At 64.7% G+C, this 21462-nt stretch carries 21 protein-coding genes; 18 read left to right on the plus strand and 3 right to left on the minus strand.

Features of this window, described 5'->3' with window-relative positions; all coding sequences use genetic code 11:
• The first annotated feature begins 3 nt into the window (after nt 1-3).
• From AB1384_01580 to AB1384_01605, 6 genes are read left to right on the plus strand one after another with little or no spacing between them, the layout of a single operon-like run.
• Complete coding sequence (locus tag AB1384_01580) at nt 4-1527, plus strand: radical SAM protein (protein ID MEW6552961.1); 1524 nt, start codon at nt 4-6, stop codon at nt 1525-1527.
• 45 nt (nt 1528-1572) lie between these two features.
• Complete coding sequence (locus tag AB1384_01585; protein MEW6552962.1) at nt 1573-2640, plus strand: hypothetical protein; 1068 nt, start codon at nt 1573-1575, stop codon at nt 2638-2640.
• 3 nt (nt 2641-2643) lie between these two features.
• Complete coding sequence (locus tag AB1384_01590; GenBank protein MEW6552963.1) at nt 2644-3039, plus strand: tetratricopeptide repeat protein; 396 nt, start codon at nt 2644-2646, stop codon at nt 3037-3039.
• Nucleotides 3029-3835 (plus strand): HAD-IIA family hydrolase, encoded by an 807-nt coding sequence (locus tag AB1384_01595; GenBank protein ID MEW6552964.1) that lies wholly within the window; start codon nt 3029-3031, stop codon nt 3833-3835. Before AB1384_01590 ends, AB1384_01595 begins: the two co-directional genes overlap by 11 nt.
• The gene (locus AB1384_01600; protein ID MEW6552965.1) at nt 3832-4554 is read left to right on the plus strand and encodes a class I SAM-dependent methyltransferase; all 723 of its coding nucleotides are present in this window, start codon (nt 3832-3834) and stop codon (nt 4552-4554) included. Before AB1384_01595 ends, AB1384_01600 begins: the two co-directional genes overlap by 4 nt.
• An 11-nt stretch (nt 4555-4565) precedes the next feature.
• Nucleotides 4566-5336, plus strand: a complete 771-nt coding sequence (locus AB1384_01605; protein MEW6552966.1) for a rhomboid family intramembrane serine protease — start codon at nt 4566-4568, stop codon at nt 5334-5336.
• Here the strand turns inward: AB1384_01605 and AB1384_01610 are convergent.
• Both AB1384_01610 and AB1384_01615 read right to left on the minus strand, forming a co-directional pair.
• Entirely contained in the window at nt 5333-7072 is a 1740-nt protein-coding gene (locus AB1384_01610) for a phosphoenolpyruvate carboxykinase (protein MEW6552967.1), read from the minus strand. The genes AB1384_01605 and AB1384_01610 overlap by 4 nt on opposite strands.
• Nucleotides 7073-7219: 147 nt before the next feature.
• A complete protein-coding gene (locus AB1384_01615; GenBank protein MEW6552968.1) occupies nt 7220-8239 on the minus strand; it encodes a peptidoglycan DD-metalloendopeptidase family protein in 1020 nt (339 codons plus the stop codon).
• Between the two features lie 253 nt (nt 8240-8492).
• Between AB1384_01615 and AB1384_01620 the strand changes: the two genes are divergently transcribed.
• The 7 genes from AB1384_01620 (at nt 8493) to AB1384_01650 (ending at nt 14435) form a co-directional block, all read left to right on the plus strand.
• On the plus strand, nt 8493-9404 hold the full coding sequence (locus AB1384_01620) for an ABC transporter ATP-binding protein (GenBank protein MEW6552969.1): 912 nt from the start codon (nt 8493-8495) through the stop codon (nt 9402-9404).
• Nucleotides 9401-11095, plus strand: a complete 1695-nt coding sequence (locus AB1384_01625; GenBank protein ID MEW6552970.1) for an ABC transporter permease — start codon at nt 9401-9403, stop codon at nt 11093-11095. The genes AB1384_01620 and AB1384_01625 overlap by 4 nt, the downstream gene beginning before the upstream one ends.
• 64 nt (nt 11096-11159) lie before the next feature.
• Nucleotides 11160-11618 (plus strand): hypothetical protein, encoded by a 459-nt coding sequence (locus tag AB1384_01630; GenBank protein MEW6552971.1) that lies wholly within the window; start codon nt 11160-11162, stop codon nt 11616-11618.
• 84 nt (nt 11619-11702) lie between these two features.
• Complete coding sequence (locus AB1384_01635; protein MEW6552972.1) at nt 11703-13001, plus strand: phenylacetate--CoA ligase; 1299 nt, start codon at nt 11703-11705, stop codon at nt 12999-13001.
• 11 nt (nt 13002-13012) lie between these two features.
• The gene (locus AB1384_01640) at nt 13013-13444 is read left to right on the plus strand and encodes an ACT domain-containing protein (GenBank protein MEW6552973.1); all 432 of its coding nucleotides are present in this window, start codon (nt 13013-13015) and stop codon (nt 13442-13444) included.
• A 23-nt stretch (nt 13445-13467) separates the two neighbouring features.
• Nucleotides 13468-13887 (plus strand): secondary thiamine-phosphate synthase enzyme YjbQ, encoded by a 420-nt coding sequence (locus tag AB1384_01645; protein ID MEW6552974.1) that lies wholly within the window; start codon nt 13468-13470, stop codon nt 13885-13887.
• A 161-nt stretch (nt 13888-14048) separates the two neighbouring features.
• On the plus strand, nt 14049-14435 hold the full coding sequence (locus AB1384_01650; protein MEW6552975.1) for a hypothetical protein: 387 nt from the start codon (nt 14049-14051) through the stop codon (nt 14433-14435).
• Nucleotides 14436-14484: 49 nt separating this feature from the next.
• Here AB1384_01650 and AB1384_01655 read toward each other — a convergent pair whose 3' ends face one another.
• The gene (locus AB1384_01655; GenBank protein MEW6552976.1) at nt 14485-15729 is read right to left on the minus strand and encodes a M28 family peptidase; all 1245 of its coding nucleotides are present in this window, start codon (nt 15727-15729) and stop codon (nt 14485-14487) included.
• Between the two features lie 266 nt (nt 15730-15995).
• On the opposite strand from AB1384_01655, the gene AB1384_01660 reads away from it, so the two are divergent.
• The 5 genes from AB1384_01660 to recN are packed head-to-tail and all read left to right on the plus strand — an operon-like array spanning nt 15996 to nt 21442.
• Nucleotides 15996-16157: a hypothetical protein gene (locus AB1384_01660; GenBank protein MEW6552977.1), complete on the plus strand. Its 162-nt coding sequence runs from the start codon at nt 15996-15998 to the stop codon at nt 16155-16157.
• The gene (dxs, locus tag AB1384_01665; GenBank protein ID MEW6552978.1) at nt 16157-18052 is read left to right on the plus strand and encodes a 1-deoxy-D-xylulose-5-phosphate synthase; all 1896 of its coding nucleotides are present in this window, start codon (nt 16157-16159) and stop codon (nt 18050-18052) included. The genes AB1384_01660 and dxs overlap by 1 nt, the downstream gene beginning before the upstream one ends.
• Nucleotides 18053-18850 carry a TlyA family RNA methyltransferase gene (locus AB1384_01670; GenBank protein MEW6552979.1) on the plus strand — a complete coding sequence of 266 codons (798 nt, stop codon included), beginning with the start codon at nt 18053-18055 and terminating at the stop codon, nt 18848-18850.
• Nucleotides 18835-19707, plus strand: coding sequence for an NAD(+)/NADH kinase (locus AB1384_01675; GenBank protein ID MEW6552980.1), 873 nt, complete (start codon nt 18835-18837; stop codon nt 19705-19707). The genes AB1384_01670 and AB1384_01675 overlap by 16 nt, the downstream gene beginning before the upstream one ends.
• Before the next feature lie 31 nt (nt 19708-19738).
• Nucleotides 19739-21442 carry a DNA repair protein RecN gene (recN, locus tag AB1384_01680; protein ID MEW6552981.1) on the plus strand — a complete coding sequence of 568 codons (1704 nt, stop codon included), beginning with the start codon at nt 19739-19741 and terminating at the stop codon, nt 21440-21442.
• Nucleotides 21443-21462 lie beyond the last annotated feature (20 nt).

A 21462-nucleotide genomic window follows, 5' to 3' on the forward strand; every position in this document is an offset into this window, starting at 1 on the left:
GGTTTGAGGTTTCTCTTCATATATCCGGATTACAAGGTCAACATCGACCCGCAGACGGGACGGACGACCGGGGTGGACGAGGGCGGCTGGTACATGGAGGGGGTGGCCAGCCTGGCCGCGGTGTTGCGGCAGGCTGGGCACGAGGCCGACCTCTACCATATGACCAGCCCCGTCGGGCGTGACGAGTTCCAGGGCGCCCTGCGCGCATACCACCCCGACCTCGCGGGTTTCGTTACCATGACCAGGGAATACCCCCAGGTCAAGGAGTACGTGTTATGGACCAAGGACGCTCTCGATGTGCCCGTCATCTCCGGCAGCTACCACCCGACCACCCTGCCGGAGGAGGTCATCGCCACCGAGGGAATAGACATGCTCTGCCGGGGAGAGGGGGAGGAAGCCCTGCTGGAGCTGGTCAGGCGCATGGACGCGGGGGAGGACTACACCGGAACCGAGAGCATCTGGGTGAAGGAAGGCGGGTCCATACACCGCAACGCGGTGCGGCCGCTCATAGAGGACATAGACGTCCTGCCCCTGCCCGACTTCTCCATCTTCGATTTCACCAAGCTCCTCTCGACGCGCATCAACACCGGGGTCGTGATACTCTCCCGGGGATGCCCATACAGCTGCACCTACTGCTCAAACAAGCGCATGCGCGACATCTACCCCAACCGCAACCGCTACTCGCGCTTTCACAGCCCCGAGTACAGCATAGAATACCTGAGGAAGCTCCTGGCCACCTATCCCGGGGTCAAGTATCTCAACTTCCGCGACGATATCCTGCCCTGGAAGGGCGGCTGGCTGGAGAGGTTCACCGCTTTGTACCGCGAAGAGATCGGGCTCCCCTTCATCTGCAATTACCGTGCCAACCTCGTCACCCCGGAGATCGTGCGCATGTTGCGCAAGGCCGGCTGCTATCAGATGTTCTTCGGGGTGGAGAGCGGCAACGACTTCATCCGCAACGAAGTACTCAACCGTCACATGTCCCGCAACCAGATCTCCCAGGCCTTTGAGGCCTGCCACGAGGCGGGGATCAAGACCGTTGCCTACAACATGGTCGGACTTCCCTACGAGGACAAGACGAAGGTGCTGGACACCGTAAAACTCAACGCCGAGATCAGGGCCGACCACTCCTTGAGCCCCATCTATTATCCCTACCCGGATACGGTGCTGTTCGAGACGGCGGTGCGGGAGGGGTGGGTCCCCGGAGTGTACGACTACCGCGAGGACCGTTTCGTGGACCAGCCCAGCCTGCCCCGGGACCAGCTCTATTTCGTGCGGCATTATTTCCGCACCTTCGTGCATATCTACAGGGCGCTGGAGAGGCTGCCCGCGCCGCTGGCGCGGCGGGTGGAGGCCGCGGTGGACCGGGCGTTCGTCAGCAGGCACTTGCCGCACAAGGCCCTGGTGGCCATCGCCGCGTGCGGAGAGAGCCTGTGGAACGGGAGCAAGGACTTCTTCCGTCGCAGGTTCCCGGGCCTGTTCCTCTGGGTCAGGGACCGGGTCCGCGGGGTCGAAAGAGAGGAGTAGGGGGCACGGTGCGCCGTGACTGCTGGCCCGTGAACGGAGGCCGCGATGTCTGAGTGCGTGAGCTGCGGAAGAGCGGTGCCTGCCGGCAAGTTCTTCTGCGATGACTGTTACGTGAAGATGAAGGGCAAGCGGGGGCCCAGCGCGGACCTGCCGCGGCCGCCCCGGCAGCCGCCAACCGCGAGTGAAGCGTCCCAGGAGGAAACGGCGCCGCCCGACGCGGCCATCGCGGAGACGGTGGTGCCGATAAAGAAGGCCAGCGGCACCCTCACCCCCACCTCCAGCAAGAAGGTCATCTCCATGAAACCGGGCACGGACAGGGCGGCGAAGGATAAGGCGGGTAAGAAGAGGTTCACCGTCACCATTTCCTTCAGCGAGAGGACCTACGCGGCCTTCTCCCGCCTCAGGAAGGGCGGTGGGGGTGCGGGCGCGGCGCCCGGCCGGGAGATGGAGGGGACAGGGCCGTACAGGCCACGCTCCCGCCGGGCGCCGCGCATCGGGGCAGGAACGGGCAGGCCAAGGCTGCAGGCGGTGACCGCTGGCGGCAGGGGCGCGAAAGACAAGCGTGGCTTCAGCAAGGCGATAGCATACAGGGACCGTCCCTTCGACGGCAAGGACCTCGCCGCCGTGGCCATGGCGTCTTTCGCGGTGCTGGCGATCATAATCCTTTCCTTCCAGCCCTGGGCGAGGATCTCGTGGAGCGCGGGAGATGCAGCGAGTGTACAGACGGTCGAAGTGACGGGGGCGGACCTGGGGGCCATGACCTACGCATGTATGGCCATCGCCATCATCGCCATGCTCTACGCGGTGGCCACCTGGGTCTTCAAGGGCGTGTTCACGGCCGTCGATTTCGGCGTGGTCTTTATAGCCGCCGGGATTCTCTTCAGCGTTCTCCTCTTCATCATCGTCGCCTCCAACGGCAGGTTTCTCAGCGCGGCGGTACAGAAGGCCGGGATGAGCGTGGAATACCTGCCCCCGCAGTTCGAGCGCCAGACGCTCTGGCCGGCTTACGCCATGGTGCTCCTGGGCGCTATACTTGGGTTCGCGGGCTTGATCCGTGTCTCCGAACGCAGGGGACCGGAGCGCGGGGAAAAGAGCGAGCGAGAGGAGCCTTAACGGTTGTCGGACGGCGCGTACGAGCTGTTCCAGCGAGCGAGGGAGCTGCTGCAGGAACGAAGGTACGGGGAGGCGATATCCCTGCTGCAGGAGGTGAAACGCCTCGAACCGCGGCGGGGGTCCGTCCTGGAGACACTGGGTATCGCCTACTACAACAGCGGCCTTCCCCGGCTTGCCATGCGGGAGTTCGAGGAGGCACTGGAGGTGGACCCGAGCAACCATTTCGCCAGGTATGGGCTGAGCCGCTGTCTCTACCGCGGAGGCATGGTGGAGATGGCCATCGGACAGGCCAGGCTGGCTGCGGTGATGGCCCCTGAGGTGGAGATGTACGTGGAAGCGCTGCGCCGCTATGGCGGCGGTGGGCCACTGGCGGCGGAAGGACGAGGCCTTGACGGATGAGAGCGCCGCGCCGGCCGTGGAGAGATACAGCGATTTCCTGCTGGACATGGACGGCGTTATCTACCTGGACCAGGAGCCCATACCGGATGCGGTCGAGTTCATCGCACGTTTGCGGGAGAAGGGCAAGGAGGTCCTCTTCCTCACCAACAACTCCAAGTACACCAGGTCCGAATATAAGGAAAAGCTCTCCGGCATGGGTATCGCATGCGGAGAAGGCGATTTCATGACCGCTTCCGTGGCCACCGCCTCCTTCCTGGAGGAGAACTACGACCTCGAGGGCAAGTCGGTGTACCACATCGGGGGGAGGGGCCTGGAGGAGGCCCTGCTGGGGACGCCGCTGCGCGTGCTCAGGGGCGAGGAAGGCACCGCCGCCGACTTCGTGGTGGTGGGATGGGACACGGAGCTCACCTACGACAAGCTGCGCATCGCAAGTCTGGCGCTGCATGCGGGGGCGGGCTTCATAGCGACCAACAGCGATGCTACCTTCCCGGCCCCGGACGGGCTGTGGCCGGGGGCGGGCTCCATAGTGGCGGCCCTCGAGACCGCGGCGGGGAGGGAAGCCCAAGTGGTGGGGAAGCCCAATGTCTACATGTTGCACGCGGCCCTGGCCTTGACCGGAGGCAAGACCGACAGGACCCTGATGATAGGCGACCGTCTGGAGACGGATATCCTCGGGGGGTGGCGCGCAGGCCTCGACACCTGCCTGGTGCTGAGCGGAGTTGCCCGGCGAGAGGACCTCGAGGGTTTCCATCCCCAACCTGACCTGGTCGTGGAAAGCCTCCTGGAGCTGTTGTGAACCGCGATGCTTCCCGTGCCTGGACCGCGGAGCTCTACCGCCGCTTCCTGCCCGGAGAGCCGGATGCCTACGCCGCTTTTCTCGGACTTGCGGCCTCGCTGTGTCCGCCCGGGGGGAGGGTGATCGACCTGGGGTGCGGCGGGGAAGGCTACCTCTCATGCCTGATGGAAAGGGCGGGAGAGGTGGTGGGGATCGATCACCGTCAGATGCGGGGCCCATACCACAGCTATCTCCAGGCCGACCTGGACCGGGTTGTCCCCGTGGATGAGGAGAGCGTGGACCTCGCCGCCTGCAAGTTCCTGGTCGAGCACCTCCAGGACCCTGCGACGTTTCTGCGGCAGGTGCGTGCCGCCCTGCGTCCCGGCGGGCACCTGGTCATCATGACCCCCAACATCCTCTACTACCCGTATGCGATCAACTTCGCCCTCTCCCGCCTGCTGATGCAGGAGAGGCGCATGCGTATCGTCGGGCTTTTCAGCGGCCGGCAACAGGCGGACATCTTTCCGGTCCACTACCGCTGCAATACCCCGCGCCGACTCCGCAACCATCTCGAGGGGGCAGGTTACCGCGTGGTCCACCTGGGCACCTACAGCGATTACGCGGCGAGCGCGGTGTGCAGGCCGCTGGGGGCGCTGGCGGTGGCTTACGAGATCGCCGCGCAGCGCACGCGGGCGGTTAACGCGAAGGGGTTCATCGTGGCGGCGGCTGTCAGGAGATAGGTGACGGTGCCATGCTCCCCCTCTTCGACAGGAACCCCACCCGCAAGGTCCCGGTGGTGACCCTGTCCCTGATCCTCGCGAACGCGGCCGTCTTCGCATACATGCTCTTCCTCAGCGGCTCCCAGTACGAGCTCTTCATCTACCGTTTCTCGGTGGTCCCCTGGGAGATAGTGCATGCCGGCCAGCTCCCCCCGTCGGGTCTGCAGCAGCTCTTCGGGTATTCCCTGGCGACGGTGCCCTCTAAACAGGTCTACCTGGCCCTGCTGACCTCCCTCTTCCTGCACGAGGGCTGGCTGCATATCCTGGGGAACATGCTCTTTCTGTGGATCTTCGGCAACAACGTAGAGGACGTCATGGGGCATCTGCCCTTCCTCGTCTTCTACCTGGCGTGTGGTCTATTCGGGACCCTGGCCCATGTGGCCATCTACCCCAACAGCATCAACCCCCTGCTGGGGGCCAGCGGGGCCATATCCGGGATACTGGGAGCCTACCTGCTGCTCTACCCGCGCGCCTGGGTGTGGACTTGGGTCTTCCTCTTCATCTTGCCGATACCCGCTTTCGCGGTCATCGGGTTCTGGATACTGCTGCAGGTCGTGCAGGGCCTAACGTCCGTTGGATCGGGCTCCGTGGGCGTGGCGTTCTTCGCCCACCTTGGCGGCGTGGTCATCGGATTGATCATCACGGGCATCTTCTATCCCGTCCTGAGGCGGCGGCGGGACGCCCTCGCCGTCCTACCCGAGCAGTCCTGGTGGGGGAGGGGGCAAGGCGGGGACAGGGTCTAGAAAAAAGACTCGAGGATGGCGCGAGCGGCCTCCTGCGGGCCGAGCATCTCGTAACCGCTAATGCCCAGCCTCGTCCGCAAGGTTCCGATGCGGACCCCCGATGCGAGCAGGCGCTCGAAGAAATACTTCGCGACAGCGTCGTGTTCGCGGCGTTTCTGCGCGGCGCCGAAGGGATTGGCAAAATAGGAGTGCACCAGGCCCTTTTCATCGGTGGTGCCTTTGGCCATTCGGGCGCCGCTCTCGAAAACGGGCAGGGCCTCCTCGATGGTGGAGAAGAACTCCAGGATGGGGTGGTCCTCGTCGACCTCTTCGTAGTTGTTGGCATAGAGGAGCGCGTCAACGGTGTGCCCGCGCGTGATGTAACCGTACTCCGTAATGGGGATGACGACCCTGGCGTTGACCATTTGCGGGTTCATGAATATCGAGCGGTCCACCTCGGAATACGCGTAACCGGGCTGCAGGTCGTCGAGGCGTACGAAGGCACCTATCTCGGTGCCGTAAGCAAGCACGCGCCCGGAGTTGTCGCTTCCCAACACTCCCATGTCGTCGAAGACCACGCGCATGTCCACGTTTTCCTCGCCCGCCATGACCCGGAAGGCCTCCAGCGTCTCGGACTTGCCCGCGCCGCTGTCTCCCACGATGATGATGTTCGCTTCCCTGCCCGAACTTATGCGTATGTGGGCCATGGCGCCGTGCAGGGGGAGCATGCCGCGTTTGAGCATGATCACGTTGTGCAGAGTAAGGGCGGTTTTCTTCAGGTAACCGAAGTAGTCGTGCTCCCCGGTACCGCTGACATAGGCAACTGCCAGGTTGTGTTCGTTGTCCTCGTGATAGAAGGTCTCGTCTTCCGGGAGCCCCGCGGCCTCGCCGCCAAAGACCAGGATGCCGTCGGGGGTGCCGGAGTGTATCTCTTCGCCTGACATCATCTCGAAAAGGTTGCACAGGCTGATCCCCAGGTGCAGGAAGGTCGCCTGGAAGAAGATGAATATGCGCAGCAGCCCCACCCTGGCAGGATAGCAGTACCAGTCGCCCTGCAGTCCTGCGAGGAAGCGCAGCGGGTTCTCTTCAAGCTCCCTTATGGCCCCCCTGCGGAAGTTGCTGTGCGGGTAGAGTATTAGCGGTGGTTCGATGACGACCAGTTGGATGAAGGGGATGTCCGCTAACGCCCCATAAGGCTGAGGCGGGCAGTCCCAGGGTATCCTCTCTATGAGCGCCCCCGCGCCGGCGCCGCTGGGCAGCTGGCGGTAAACCCGGGGGAGTTCGCCGCTTATATTGAATGCGATGCGGCGGTAGGTTTCGCGCACCAGCGCCTCGAAGGATTGGGCGGTCTCGATGAACCAGTTGTGGTAATCGGCGCTCATGATGTTGGCGGCCAGGTACTTCTCCTTGACAACGATATAGCGCTCCAGCTTGCGCCAGAAATTGTAGAGGTCCTCGACGATGTCGTGCAGTGCCTCGGCACCACCGATGAGGGTTGCGTGCTCGGGATGAGTGCTTGAGATGTCCTCCAAGGATCGTGCGGAAAGCAGGGTGAGCAGGGAGACCAGGGCCGTTGCGTCCACCTTGTCCTCCGTGATGGCCAGCAGTCCACGATCGAGCAGGAAGCGGTAAAGCCCCGAATCCTTTGCCGCGAGGCCATCGATGTAGGAACGCAGTATGTCCGCGAAGAGTTCGCTGCCCAGGAGCTCTACGGGGGTGCGGCAGAGGTCTTGCGCGGAAAGGATGACCTTGTGCAAGCGGCTAACCTCCTCGCTCGAAAGTGGTTGTAAGGGATAGTATAACCCAGCTCGTACGCCTGGCGGGAATCCGGGGTGCCGCAGGCCATGCGATACACCGGAGCAGACGGAAAGACGTCCTCGGCGCTGGCTCCGCTGCCAGGCCTGTCAACGGTCGGCGGCGAGGAGTATGGGGTATGGGTTGATGGCGGCGCCGCCCCCGGGGTGGACCTCGAAATGGAGGTGGGGTGGGCCCCCCAGGGCATTGCCGGTGTCGCCCACGTAGGCGATGACCGTGCCGGCGGTGACATGGCCGGTGGCCCCGAAGCGCTGGCAGTGCATGTAGTAATAGACGTTGCCGTCGTCGCCCGCCAGGCGGACGTAGAGGCCGGCGTTCTTCCCCTCACCCTGGTTTACCGTCCCAGAGACGCAGGCGACCATGGGCGTACCCATGGCGGCGAAGACGTCACACCCCTGGTGCAGGTGCCCCGTGCGCGGGGCATGCCAGTCGTTGGAGAAAGAGTGTGGCCCCCTCACCGGGAAGACGAAATAACCGATTATCGTCTGCACCGGCGTTCCGCCGCCCCCGGTGGTGGCCAGTAGCTGCAGTATCTCCTTGTTTACGGAGTCGAGGTAGGCCTGCTGTTCCTGCAGGGAGGTCTCCATGGCCTGGCGCTTGGCGTTTACCGACCCCAGTATCTGCCGCGAGCGCGCCTCCTGCTCCTCCAGGGAGCGCTGGCGTTCGCTTATCTCCTCGCGCAGGCGCTTGAACTCATCGAAGATCTCGAAATCGCGGTTGCCGATGTAGGAGAAGAAGTCGTAGCGGGTCAGGAAGTCGTCCAGGCTGGTGGACTCCAGGAGGACCTCCAGCGAGGAGACCTCGCCGGACTTGTAGATGGAGCGCAAGCGCTCGTGGAGGATGGTGCGCGCCCGCTTGTAATCGTTCTGCGCCTTCTCCAGCTGTTCGCGGTTGATCTCGACCTCGGAGCGGATGGACTCGTATTCGCTTAGGGCCGTGTTGTACTCCTGGGCCAGCTGCTGTGATTCGGCCTTCATGGCCTCGATCTGTTGCCTGACCTTATCGGCCTCCGCCTGTTTCTCCTCCAGGGTTGCGGAGAACGCGGACACGGGAAAGGCCGCTGCCAGCAACACGATGAGCGTCCCCGCGACCATTGCTTTCCTGGACATCCTCGCCACCGTCCGACCTCTCAACCTAATACTATTGTCCTTAGAGGCTCTTGCGGGCGTTTTTGTTCAGCATAATTAATATATCATGCCTTTCGGGCTGTACCTTTAACATGTTTGTTGTTAAAATAATCTAAAGTTATTAAATCATATTTATGATGATAAAGTCAATTTCTGAGAATTTTGTGGAGGGGCAGGGCGGTCGCCCGCATCTGCTACAATCTGATCTCCGGGGAGCAGTGGTGGAGGAAAGCGTGTGATCTCTGTAAGAGGCCTCAGCAAGGAGTTCGACGGGTTCAAGGCGCTTGACGGCGTTTCCCTGGATGTCGACAGAGGCGAGACCTTCGGCCTGATCGGCCCCAACGGGGCCGGCAAGACCACCCTTGTCCGCATCCTGACGGGACAGACGGCCCCCAGCGGGGGAGAGATACTCCTCGATGGCGAAATGGTCGATCCCCGCGAGGACCGCTACCGGCTGCGCATCGGGCTCGTCCCCCAGGAACCCGCCTTCTACGGCCGCCTCACGGCACACGAGAACCTGGCCCTGCTGGCCGGGCTCCATGGCATCTCCAGGGAGGATTCGGCGGAAAGGGTGGCGGAGCTGCTGGCGTGGGCAGGCCTGGAGGGGCACGCCGCGAAGCAGGTCAGGTTCTTCTCTCGCGGCATGCAGCAGCGGTTGAGCCTGGCCATGGGCCTGGTGCACCGGCCTGAACTCATCTATATGGACGAACCCACCTCCGGGCTGGACCCGGAGGCGCGGCTTTCCCTGTGGGACCTTATCCTGCGCCTGGCGGAGGAAGGGCGGTCGATCCTGCTCACCACGCACAACATGGAGGAGGCGGACCGCATCTGCGACCGGGTGGCCATCCTCATCGGAGGGAGCCTGCGGGAGGAAGGCACGCCCGTGCACATCAAGGGACTGCTTGGGACCGACCGGGTGGAGGCGGTGATGCTCGCGGACCGCTCCTCCGATATGGACGCTCTCTGCGAACGCCTGGGCCTGGCCTGGAAAAAGGAGGGGGAGACGGTGATCATCACCGGCCCGGAGCTGCCGGACAAGCTGCCGGAGATCGCCTCCGGCCTGGCGGGCGCGGTGCGCAACCTACACTACCGCGAGGTCACGCTGGAGGACGCCTTTCTCCGCTTCATGCACGAGGTAAAGACATGAAGGGCATGAAGGCGCTCTTCCTCAAGGACTGGAAGCTCATCTACCGCAACCGCCTGCTCTTCGCGGTGCTCATCATCTACCCGTTCATCATCATGGGCGTCATCGGCGCGGCCTTCTCGGGCGTCGGCCGCCCGGTCCCCATCGCCCTGGTGAACCTGGACAGCGCCGATGCCGGAGAGATCGCCTGGACGGGCGTGAAGACCGCGGAAGCGGAGGGGCTGGAGCGGCGCTTCCGCCGGCGGGGCGTAAGGGCAAACGAGTACGCGGATGGGGAGGAGGCGGTGGCGTCCCTCGCGGCCGGGCAGGTGAATTCACTGCTGGCAGTGGCCACCGAAGGCGGGGCGCCGCGGTGGCTGGGGGCGGAGCTCACAGCCGAGGAGATCGCCGCGACCCTGCTCGACCTGGAGAGCGAGGCGGACGAATGGCACGAATACGCAACCGCGGGAGAGGCCACGTCATCGCTGCGGGAGGGGCGCGACACGGTGCTCTTCGCGGTGCCTGAGGAGGAATACCCCTACCTGGGGGAGACCATATGGCTGGAGGACCAGAACTTCGATGCCCTCGGGCTGGTGACGGAGTTCGGGCAGGACGTGACGGAGATAGAGGTCTTTGCATCCGGGGAGGAGGCCAGGGAGGCCCTGCGGCAGGGGAGGGCGGACGCGGTGATCGTGCTGCCGCGCGGTTTCGTGCATTCCCTGAAGACCCTGGACGAGGTGGCGCAGGTTCCGGTGATCATCGACCAGTCAAACCTGGTCAAGGCGGAGTTCGCCGAGACGAGCATCCGCGGTTTCCTCTCCCGCATCAAGGATGGGGTGGTGGAGAACAAGACGGAGGCGGTGGTGGCCGGGCTCTACGTTCTGGTGAGCGGGGGCGATTTCTTCGGCACCGAGGTGGTGGGCCTGCAGCAGATCAGGGACAACCTGCTGGAGTTAAACGAGGCCCTGGCGGACCGCCCCGACCTGCAGGAGAAGGTCGAGGTGGGGATAGACCTCGCCGATACGGTGATCGGGGATATCGAGGAGGCGGCGGCATACCTGCGGGGGACGGCACTTCCCATTGCGCTGGAGGTGTCGTCCGTCGCGGGACGTCCACTGTCGGCCAAGGACGCGGTGGTGCCCTCCCTCATCGCGCTCTCCATCCTCTGGACCGGCGTGCTCTGCGGGGCCATCCTCATGGTCGTGGAATACGAGGAGGGCATGCGCACCAGGCTGGGACTGACCGAGATGGGGCCGTTGTCCCTGGTGGGCTCGAAGCTGCTGCTGGCCACCGCGGTGGTCTTCGTGCAGTCGGCGGTGATGCTGGCGCTCGCGGTGGCCGTCTTCGGCGCGTTCTCTTCCAATGCGCCGCTGTCTCTGCTGATCATCGCCGCGGCCTCTTTTTCCTGCATCGGGATTGGCCTGGTCATCGCCGCCTTCGCCCGACAGGTGGCGGCAGCGGTGATCCTCAGCGTGCTGGTGTGCTTCCCGCTCATCTTCATGACCGGGGTGGTGTTCCCCCTCTCGCAGATGCCGGCCTTCATGCAGTGGATCGCCAGGGCCATACCTCTCACCTATGCCGTCGAGGCCCTGGCGGGGGTGATGCTCAGGGGGGAGACGCTGGCCGATGTCCTCTGGCAACTGGTAGCGCTGGCCGCCTTCGGGGCGGGCCTGCTAACCCTGGGCTCCATCCTGGTCCGGAGGAGGTCGATCTGAAACCGTCCGCGCGAGCGCGAGGCGCCGGACGCCCGCGCGCGCTCCGAGGAGAGAGGACTGAGTGATGCTCGCACACATCGATACACGCGGCCTGAGGCTGCATTCCCGTATTCCGTTCCCGCTCAACCTGCTCGGGAGCAAGTACGAGTACGTGGCCATGAAGGTCCCGGGGCATCTCACCGATGCAGAATGGATCTATCGCTCACGCACCGCGGTCCCGCACGCTGCATGCCGCCGCGTAACCAGTTCAAAAAAGAGGGACCGGATGTTCAGCCGGGGATACCATCATGCGGTGATCGATCCAGAGCTGTGCGTGGGGCCGGAGGCGTGTTCCCTGGACCGCCGCTCCCGCTGCTTCTTCGCGGCCATCGAGGTGCGCGACGGCAAGGCATACGCCGATGCTGGGAAGTGCCACGGTTGCGGACGGCGCTTCCTTTACTGCCCGTCCGGTGCGGCGCAGCCGGTAAGAAGAGAGCATCACGACATCGCGTATTGCGCCCCGGACCTTCTGGGATACGAGTGAAGACGCGTCCCGACCGATTGCCGGGGCGCCGATGCCATATGTTAAAATTACCCTGAGTTTCAGCCGTGGAAAGAGGGGAGAGCGATGGATCATTTCAACGAGGTGGAGACCTGGGAGCGGGGACGCCTGGAACAGCTCCAGCTGGAGCGCCTGGGCGCGACCGTCGACCGTCTTTACGAGAAGGTGCCGTTCTACCGCGGCAGGCTGGAGGAAGCGGGGTTCAAGCCGGGCGACATCAAGAGCCTGGACGATCTCCGGGAACTCCCGTTCACGTACAAGGACGACCTGAGAGACAACTATCCGTTCGGGCTCTTCTCGGTACCCATGCGGGACATCGTCAGGATACACGCCTCATCGGGCACCACGGGACAGTCCACCGTGGTCGGCTATACCGCGGGGGATATAGCGGTCTGGGCGGACCTGGTGGCGCGCACCATCGTCGCGGCGGGAGGGACGCCCGATGATATTGTCCACGTCTCCTACGGCTACGGCCTCTTCACCGGCGGGCTGGGGCTGCATTACGGGGTCGAGCGGCTGGGAGCCACCGCCTTGCCCATGTCCGGCGGCAACACCAAGCGCCAGGTGCGGATGATGGTCGATTTCGGCAGCACCATCCTCTGCTGCACCCCCTCCTACGCCCTGAACATCGCGGAGGTCATGCGGGAGATGGGCGTGGGGCGGGAGGAGATCAAGCTGAAGGCGGCCATCCTGGGTGCGGAGCCGTGGTCGGACGAGATGCGCCGCCAGATCGAGGACGAACTGAAGATATCCGCCCATGACATCTACGGGCTCTCCGAGGTGGTAGGCCCGGGCGTGTCCATAGAGTGTTCCGAGAAGAACGGGCTGCATATCTTCGAGGACTCCTTCATCCCTGAGATCATCGATCCCCAGAGCGGCAGGACGCTGCCACCGGGAGAAAAAGGGGAGCTGGTCTTCACCAACATCAACAAGGAGGGGCTGGCCCTGATCCGCTACCGCACCCGCGACATCTCAAGGATGCTTGTCGAGCCCTGCCCCTGCGGGCGCACCCACGTGCGCATGGAGAGGGTGACGGGACGCACCGACGACATGCTGATCATCAGGGGGGTAAACGTCTTCCCCTCCCAGGTGGAGATGGTGCTTATGCAGGTGCCGGGGCTGAGCCCCCACTACCAGCTGGTGGTGGACCGCGTCGACAACCTGGACGTACTGGAGGTACAGGTGGAGGTCTCGCCGGAGGTCTTCTCCGATGAGATCAAGCAACTGGAGGTGCTGGAGAAAAGGATACGCGATGAGGTGCAGAGCTATCTCGGCGTGGGGGTGAGGGTGCGCCTCATGGAGCCGCGTTCCATCCAGAGGAGCGAGGGGAAAGCGGTCAGGGTCATAGACAACAGGAAGATCTAGGAGGTTGCGGGGTGAAGGTAAGACAGGTTTCCGTGTTCCTCGAGAATAAATCGGGCCGGCTTTACGAGGTGTGCAAACGCCTGGCGGAGACGGGCGTCAATATCAGGGCCCTCTCAATCGCCGAGACCGCCGACTACGGCGTGCTCCGGCTCATCGTAAGCAATCCCGACCTGGCCATGCGGGCCATGGCGGAGAGCGGTTTTACCGTGAGCGAGACCGAGGTCATCGCGGTCGAGGTGCCGGACGAGCCCGGTGGCCTCGCGGGGGTCCTGGGACCGCTCTATGAAGGCAACGTCAACATCGAGTACCTCTACTGCTTCGTCGAGAAGAGCGGGCAGAGCGCCATCGTGGTGTTCAGGGTCGAGCAACTGGACGCGGCCATCCGCGCCCTGCAGGGTGGCGGGTATACGGTCATGCGCGAAGAAGACGTCTACCGTATCTGACGCGAAGCAGGGAGGAGACGGAGATGCCGCTTCATACCACAATGCTGGAGTTCTCAACCCAGGGGGACTCGGACATCATCGACATCACCCACCGGGTCCAGGAAGAGCTCTCTGGCTCGCCCTTCAGCGACGGCCTGGTGACCGTTTTCGTTCCCGGCTCCACCGGCGGCGTGACAACCCTGGAGTTCGAGCCGGGGCTGGCGCGGGGCCTCGAGGAGGCCTTCGAGCACCTTGCGCTGCGGGATGCGGCATATCATCATGACCGCGCATCGAAGGACGGAAACGGCCACTCGCACGTACGGGCGTCCCTGGCCGGGCCCTCGCTCAGCGTGCCCTTCAAGGACCGGCGGCTAACCCTGGGGACGTGGCAGCAGATCGCTTTCGTGGACTTCGACAGTCGCCCCCGCAGACGGGTCCTGATCCTCCAGATCATGGGGGAATAGCGAAGGAGCACGCGATAACGAATAAACAGGCTGGAGGCCGGCGCGGGACGAGCGTATGGAGGAGAAGGCTCTCTGCGGTCCCCTATTGGGCCTGGAGCCTCATCTACTACACCGTGCTCCTCGTTCTCTATCGCTATCTCTTTTTTGGGTTCATTCAAGACATGCTCGAGAGGCAGACCCTCGGCCTAGCGGATACCCTCGCCCTGACCGCCGTCTTCTTCAGCTATCTCGTCCTCTGCGCCATACCGCCCTTCGTGTGGAGCAGGAGGGGTTACTACCATCCCGTCTGGAGGGGCGTTGAGTCCTTCGCCTGCTACCTCGTGGTGGCGCTGGTGCTGGGCGCCATCTTCGCGGCGAGCGGCGATGGCTCCTGGTCGGTGCTGAGCGGCATATCGGCATCGGGCGCGGCCTGGGCGCGTATCGGCTCGGTGGCGGTGCTCTTCGCCGTTTTCATCGCGGCGTCCTGGTGGGGCGGCAGGGCGGCCGCAGGCCGACGTAGGCGCGCGGCGAACAGGAGACACAGGAAGAACGGCGAAGAAGGCGCATGAGCGATGAAGGCGCTTGCGCCGCTGTGCCCGCCTGCCTCCCGGGGGAGGTTCACTTGAGGTCGCCGCGGTCGATGGTATCAAGCAGGGCGGTCATGAAGTCGATGGAGAGCCGGAGGGAACGGAGGTCGACGTTGTCGTAATCGTCCCTGGCGCACCTCCAGTAGCGGGGATGGCGCGTCTCCTCGCGGGTGCTCACGGTGATCGCTTTGCGACCGCGCGAGAGGAGCTGGAAGCTCTCGCCGAGGTACAGGCCGTTTTTCCTGAAGCCGACGGTGTAATGGCCGTGCGCCCCACTGACATCCTTGACCACGGAGGTGAGCTTGCGGCTGGCGCGGAAAGGGATCAGCCGCCCCTCGCGCCGGAAACAGACCGGGAAACCACGGCCCATACCGTCCATGACGATGAAGTAAGCCCCCTTGAGCTCGCGGCGGTACTTCCGCAGCAGCCTCTTCACTCCCACGCCGCCAGCGTCCGCGGCGCCCGTCGCGACCAGCCACAAGTCCATGCTGTAAGGCTGGCGGCGGGTGTAGACGCGGGCCAGCTCCAAAAGGACGGTGACGCCCGTGGCGTTGTCGTTGCCGCCGGGGGTCGAGCCGCTGCAGGCCTTGATGAACAAGGCGAATGCGGCCAGCGCCGGGACGGCGGCGATGATCAGGCCGATGTGCCAGAACAGGGTCAGCGCCGTCTCCTCCATGCTGAGCAGATAGCCGCCGAAGGCCACGGTGTAGAGCATGAAGAGTGCGGACATGCACACGAAATCGAAGAGGAAAGTGGCGCGCAGCGACCACAGGAAAGCTGGCAGGTGGTAAAAGGGCGCGCGGGGAGAGTCCATGTGCGCCACGACCACCAGCACCTTGCGCACTTCCCGGTAAGGCCTCACCCTCGCGATGACGTTCTCGGAGCGGCGGTAGGGTTGCAGCCAGGTAAAGGGGCTGCGCCCGTTATACTCAAGGAGGTAGAGGAAGAAACCCGCGCAGATCAGCACATAGGATACGTACCGGTTGGCGGGGAAGATGACCGCTCCGAACAGGACCATGAGGTGCACGAGCATCTCGCTCCAGGCGGTGGTGGCGGGCGATCGGAACCTGTGGGCCTCGGTGGTGACGCCCATGGACCCCAGCTCCTTCTCTATGAAGCGCGCGGCGGACCTCTCTCCCTGGCTTCCCGGGGCGCGGGGGCCGATATCCCTGGCGAGGTGGCGCGCGGGCCAGGTCAAGCCCTTTTCCCTCTGCCTGGCCCTGGTGCCTTCGCCCCCGCTGACGGTATGGTGCAGGATGTGTTCGCTTCCGTCCAAGGTACTTCCAACCTCTGCGCAATGATGTGCGCTTCTTCGCGTGAAGACCACGAAATCCGGACATCCGCCAGGCGGCAGGCGCCGGCCGTGAATATCATACAATATTTCAACGCGTCTATACCCCCTACCTGCAGGACCTTACACGAACTTGCGGCCCCGTAAAAGCGTCAGATAGAATCCAGGTATAATAAGAGGAGATCAGGGAGGGAGTGGCCCGAGCGGCGGGTCCTCTGTCTTTTTAACCACACGAAAGGGGGCTGCGGAGCTTGCCAGCGGATGAGAAGGACCTGGAGGAAGCGCTGGACCGCATGGAGGATAAGGCGCGCAGGTTGGAGGAGGATCTCGAGCCGGACCAGGCGCTGGACCTCCTCGAGGAGGCCGTCTCGGAAGTGGAGGAACTCGGGAAGAGCCTGGAGGAAGCGGGGTAATGAGCGCCGCCTCCCTCCTGGACAACATCTCGGGTCCGTCCGACCTCAAGTCGCTCGACTACGACGAACTGGCAAGGCTCGCCGAGGAGATCAGGCGTGTTATCGTGGAGACCACCGCCAGGTGTGGAGGACACCTGGCGTCCAGCCTGGGGGTGGTGGAACTGACCCTGGCCCTGCACAGGGTATTCGACAGCCCGCGTGACCGCATCGTCTGGGACGTGGGCCATCAGGCCTACGCTCACAAGCTCGTGACCGGCCGACGCAAGGAGTTCGAGCACCTGCGCTGCTCCGAAGGTTGCAGCGGCTTCCCGCGCCGCGAGGAGAGCCCCCACGACGTCAACAACGCCGGCCATTCCTCAACCTCCATCAGTATCGGTCTGGGCCTGGCCATCGCCCGCGACCTCGCGGGAGATGACTTTCACGTGGTCTCGGTGGTGGGGGACGGGGCACTCACCGGGGGCATGGCGTTCGAGGCGCTCAACCAGGCCGGGCACTTGAGAAGAGACCTTATCATCGTGCTCAACGACAACGGAATGTCCATCTCGCGCAACGTGGGCGCCATGTCCACCTATCTAACACAACTCCGCCTCAACCCCCGCTACACGCGGGTCAAGGACGAGGTCAAGGAGATAATAGAGAGCGTCCCCGTGGTGGGCGCACCCACGGACCGCATCATCCATTCCTTCAAGGAACGCCTTAAAAACTTCCTCATCCCGGAGTTCATCTTCGAGGAGCTGGGGATCCAGTATGTGGGCATAGTCGACGGCCACGACATCCAGGCGGTGGAAAGGGACCTCAAACTCGCGAAGGCCGCCGAGGGGCCCATCCTCATCCATATATTGACAAGCAAGGGCAAGGGATACCCCCCGGCGGAGAGGGACCCCGACCTCTTCCACGGCATAGGCCCCTTCGATCCCGACACCGGGGTTTCGCTGGAGGCCAAGGGGCCGCCATCGTTCACCGCAACCTTCGGGCGTATCCTGTGCGACATGGCCAGGGCGGAACCGCGCCTGGTAGCCATAACCGCGGCCATGAAGCTGGGGACGGGCCTGGACGATTTCGCGCGGCTCTATCCGCGCCGTTTCTTCGACGTGGGGATTGCGGAACAGCACGCCGTGACCCTGGCGGCAGGCATGGCCCTGGGCGGCTACCGGCCGGTGGTATCCATATATTCGACCTTTCTGCAGAGGGGCATCGACCAGATGATCCAGGAGGTCTGCCTGCCAGGGCTACCCGTCGTCTTCACCATTGACCGCGCCGGTCTGGTGGGTGAGGACGGACCCACCCACCACGGCGCCTTCGACCTCACCTACCTGCGCATGATGCCCGGGATGACGGTCATGGCCCCCCGCAACCAGGAGGAGCTGCGCGATATGCTCTGGGCGGCGCTGCGGGTGGAGGGACCGGTGGCCATCCGCTATCCACGCGGAGCGGGCAGCTCCCTGGAGGTAGCGCCCGGACCCGAGGAGATCCCGGTTGGCAGGGCGGCCACCCTCGTGGAGGCCGAGGGCGGTGAGGTATGTCTGGTCGCGGTGGGCAGGATGGCGGACGTCGCCCTTGATGCGGCGGGGGTGCTGGCAAAGGAGGGGATAGGAGCCGCGGTGGTCAACGCCCGCTTCGTAAAACCCATGGACGAGGAGGGGATCCTGGCGCACGCCGCGCGGCGCGGCCTGCTGGTGACCCTGGAGGATAACTGCCTGAGCGGCGGCTTTGGCGAGGCCGTGTCCGCCCTGCTCAAGAGGGCGGGCAGCGCGTGCATGGTCATCAACCTGGGCCTGCCCGACCGTTTCGTGGGCCACGGCAAGGTCCCGGAGCTCTTCCGCATCGAGGGCCTGGACGCCGCCTCCGTTGCCGCGGTGGTTAAAAAAGCGCTGCGCGGCGGGCACGGGCAGTAGATGAAGAGGCTCGATCAGTGGCTGGTGGATGAAGGGCATTACCCCTCCCGCGAGCGTGCCCGCCTGGCGGTCATGGCGGGAGAGGTGGAGATCGAGGGCAAGGGGAGCGCACTCAAGGCGGGCTACAGGCTCGGCCCCGGGGACAGGGTCATCGTCAAGAGCGGCAGGCGCTTCGTGTCACGGGGCGGTGATAAACTCGATGGAGTGATGGAGCGCTGGGGGATAGAGGTCTCCGGCCGCACGGCCCTGGATGCTGGAGCGTCGACCGGCGGTTTCACCGACTGCCTTCTGCGCAGGGGAGTGTCCCGTATCGTCTGCCTCGACGTGGGCAGGGGTCAACTCCACTGGGACCTGAGGCGGGACGGGCGGGTCACGGTCATGGAGGGCGTCAACGTGCGTTTCCTCGAAGCGAGCGACCTTCCTTTCACCCCCGAGGTGATCGTCGCAGATCTCTCCTTCATCTCCCTGCGCCTTGTCTTCGCGGCGCTGGCGAGAGTCTTGGGGGAGGGGGGGGAGCTTGTAGCGCTGGTGAAGCCACAGTTCGAGGCGGGAAAAGGCAAGGTGGGAAGAAAAGGCGTGGTGAAGGACCCGGCGGTGCACCGGGAGGTCCTGACCGCGGTGACCATGGAGGCCTCACGCCACGGGTTCGTGCTGCGCGATATAGCGCCGTCGCCGCTCAAGGGGGCTGACGGGAACATCGAGTTCTTCGCATGGTGGAGCGGAGGCGGTCACGGGGAAGGGGCCGATGCGGCCTCGCGGGTCGAGAAGGCGGTGGAGGAAGCATGGGCAGTGAGATAAAGACGGTGGGGATCATGCCCCACGCGCGTAAGGCGCGGTCCCTGCACGTCGCCGGAGAGCTGGCCGACTGGCTGCAGCAGAGGGGCATAACGGCCAGGATCCCGCGGGAGGACGCGATAGCCATGGGCCGCCCGGAGAAGGGGTCGGACGGCGCGCAGTACCTGGATGGCCTGGACATCATCGTATCCCTTGGCGGGGATGGGGCCATGCTCAGGGCCGCCGCCGCCGCCTATGAGGCGGACACGCCGGTGGTGGGCATCAACCTGGGCAAGAAGGGGTTCCTCACCGCCATGGAGGAAGAACACATGTATCCGGGCCTCGAGGAGATCCTGGCCGGCCGTTTCGAGCTGCAGGAACGCATGCTGCTGGAGTGCATGCTGGGGGATGACGCCGCGGGGACCTCCCACTTCGCCCTCAACGAGATAGCGGTGGGTAAACGGGAGCTGCAGAGGATGGTACGGCTCGAGGTGGATATAGATGGTAGTTATTTCCATTATTATGCCGGTGACGGCGTCATCTTCTCCACGCCGACGGGATCGACCGCCTATTCGCTCTCCGCGGGCGGGCCCATCGTGGACCCCGGGCTGGACTGCATCATCCTTACCCCGATATGCAGCCACTCCCTCATGGACCGCTCGGTGATCATCTCCCCGCACAGCACCATCGAGGTGCTGGTGGAGAGGGAGAAGGTACTCCCTTCCCTCTCCCTGGATGGCCGCGAAGAGATCGAACTGCCGCGGGGCGGAGAGGTGCTCATACGCAAAGCGGGGAGGCGGCTGAAGATGATCAAGCTGCAGGGGTATTCCTTCTACAACCTGTTGCGGGACAAGTTCGACTTCCCGGGCAGCGAGAAGTAGCGGACGGCCGCTCTGCAAGGCGAGGTGATAGATGCTGCGGGAACTGCACGTGCGAGACCTGGCGCTCATCGAGGAGGCGAGTCTCGAGTTCGGCCGCGGCCTAAACGTCCTTACGGGAGAGACCGGCGCCGGCAAGACGGTGCTCGTGGGCGCCCTGGGCCTGCTCCTCGGGGGCAGGGGCGACAGCGGCCTGGTGCGGGAGGGGTCGGCCAGGCTGGAGCTGGAGGCGGCCTTCGACGCTCTGGGAGATGGCCTCATCGCCACCGCCGCGGAGGAGGGACTGGACCTCGCGCGCGACGGGGAGCTGGTCCTGCGCCGGGTCATGACCACGGAGGGCAAGGGCAGGTGCTACGTGAACGGGACCATATGCACGGTGGGCACACTGGCACGGCTGGGGGAGCACCTGGTGGACATACATGGCCAGCACGACCACCAACGCCTGCTGCGCCCAGCCTGTCACCTCGAATACCTGGACGCCAGTGGCCCCCGCGACCACGCTGAAGGGCTGCTCCTCTACCGCGAACTCTATACCGCATGGCGCAAGGTCTCCGGAGAGCTGGAGGAGGCCTCCATGGAGGAGGCGGAACGGCTGCGGGAGATGGACCTGCTCCGCTACCAGGTGCGGGAGATAGAGGCGGCCGGGCTCCACGCGGGGGAGATGGAGGAGCTGCTCAGGGAACGCAAGCGCATGCAGAACCGCGAGGAGCTGTTCAACGCGGTGCGCGAGGCGTACGCTTGCATCGGCGGTGACGGCGGCGAGGAGGGAGCCCTGGACCGCGTGGGAGCGGCGGAGACGGTCCTGGAGAAGTCGGCTTCGCACGACGATGAGCTGTCCGCGTGGGTGGCGAGGTTGCGGGAGGCACAGGGACTGCTGGCTGACCTCTCCCGCGAACTGCGGGCCTACGGGGAGTCGCTCGACTTCGAGCCCGGCCGCCTGGAGGAGGTGGAGCTGCGCCTGCGGGCCATCTCGGAGCTTGCCCGTAAGTACGGCAGGGACACCGCACTCATCCTCGACCACCTGGAACGCTCGCGGGCGCGCCTAGCCGAGCTCGAGGGGCTGGACGAGAGAAGGGAGAAACTGGAGGCGGAAGTGGAGGATAGGCGGGCGGAGCTGGCAGGGGCGGCCGCGCGGCTGACCGCGTCGCGGTCGCGGCTCGCCGAGAAGCTGGTCCGCGAGGTAAACGGAGAACTTTCCGAGCTGAACATGGCGGGGATGCGTTTGAGCGTGGAGATAGAGGACAGCGGAGACTTCGACGCCCGCGGTCGGGACCGTGTCGAGTTCAAGGTGTCGCCGGGCAAGGGGCTGGCCTACCAGCCCATCGCCCGCATCGCCTCGGGGGGAGAGCTGTCCCGCATCATGCTGGCCCTGAAGCTCTCGCTTGCGCGTGCCGACGACGTGCCCACCCTCGTCTTCGACGAGGTGGATGCGGGCATCGGCGGCAACACCGCCGACATCCTGGCGGCCAAGCTCTCGCGCATATCCGGTTATCACCAGGTCTTTTCCATCACCCACCTCCCCCAGATCGCGGCCATGGCCGATACCCACATGGTGGTGAGCAAGAGCGAGACGCCGGACGGCATCATCACCGAGGTGGAGCGGCTGGACGAGGCGCGGCGCGTCGACGAACTCGCGCGCATGCTGGGGGGAAGCGGGGCCACCGCGCGCAAACATGCCAGGGCCATGCTCAAAGACCGCAAGGATGGGCGGCTCGCCTTCACCCCCACCGACCCCTGAGGCCCACCCGCTCCCCGTCC

It is taken from the genome of Actinomycetota bacterium, assembly GCA_040757835.1.
Lineage (GTDB): Bacteria > Actinomycetota > Geothermincolia > Geothermincolales > RBG-13-55-18 > SURF-21.

What these genes read in the sequence shown, in the direction of transcription:
- AB1384_01585 (MEW6552962.1), top strand. Translation starts at nt 1,573, where the DNA reads ATGTCTGAGTGCGTGAGCTGCGGAAGAGCGGTGCCTGCCGGCAAGTTC.
- AB1384_01605 (MEW6552966.1), top strand. Translation starts at nt 4,566, where the DNA reads ATGCTCCCCCTCTTCGACAGGAACCCCACCCGCAAGGTCCCGGTGGTG.
- AB1384_01615 (MEW6552968.1), bottom strand. Translation starts at nt 8,239, where the DNA reads ATGTCCAGGAAAGCAATGGTCGCGGGGACGCTCATCGTGTTGCTGGCA.
- AB1384_01625 (MEW6552970.1), top strand. Translation starts at nt 9,401, where the DNA reads ATGAAGGGCATGAAGGCGCTCTTCCTCAAGGACTGGAAGCTCATCTAC.
- AB1384_01630 (MEW6552971.1), top strand. Translation starts at nt 11,160, where the DNA reads ATGCTCGCACACATCGATACACGCGGCCTGAGGCTGCATTCCCGTATT.
- AB1384_01635 (MEW6552972.1), top strand. Translation starts at nt 11,703, where the DNA reads ATGGATCATTTCAACGAGGTGGAGACCTGGGAGCGGGGACGCCTGGAA.
- AB1384_01645 (MEW6552974.1), top strand. Translation starts at nt 13,468, where the DNA reads ATGCCGCTTCATACCACAATGCTGGAGTTCTCAACCCAGGGGGACTCG.
- AB1384_01650 (MEW6552975.1), top strand. Translation starts at nt 14,049, where the DNA reads ATGCTCGAGAGGCAGACCCTCGGCCTAGCGGATACCCTCGCCCTGACC.
- dxs (MEW6552978.1), top strand. Translation starts at nt 16,157, where the DNA reads ATGAGCGCCGCCTCCCTCCTGGACAACATCTCGGGTCCGTCCGACCTC.
- AB1384_01670 (MEW6552979.1), top strand. Translation starts at nt 18,053, where the DNA reads ATGAAGAGGCTCGATCAGTGGCTGGTGGATGAAGGGCATTACCCCTCC.
- AB1384_01675 (MEW6552980.1), top strand. Translation starts at nt 18,835, where the DNA reads ATGGGCAGTGAGATAAAGACGGTGGGGATCATGCCCCACGCGCGTAAG.
- recN (MEW6552981.1), top strand. Translation starts at nt 19,739, where the DNA reads ATGCTGCGGGAACTGCACGTGCGAGACCTGGCGCTCATCGAGGAGGCG.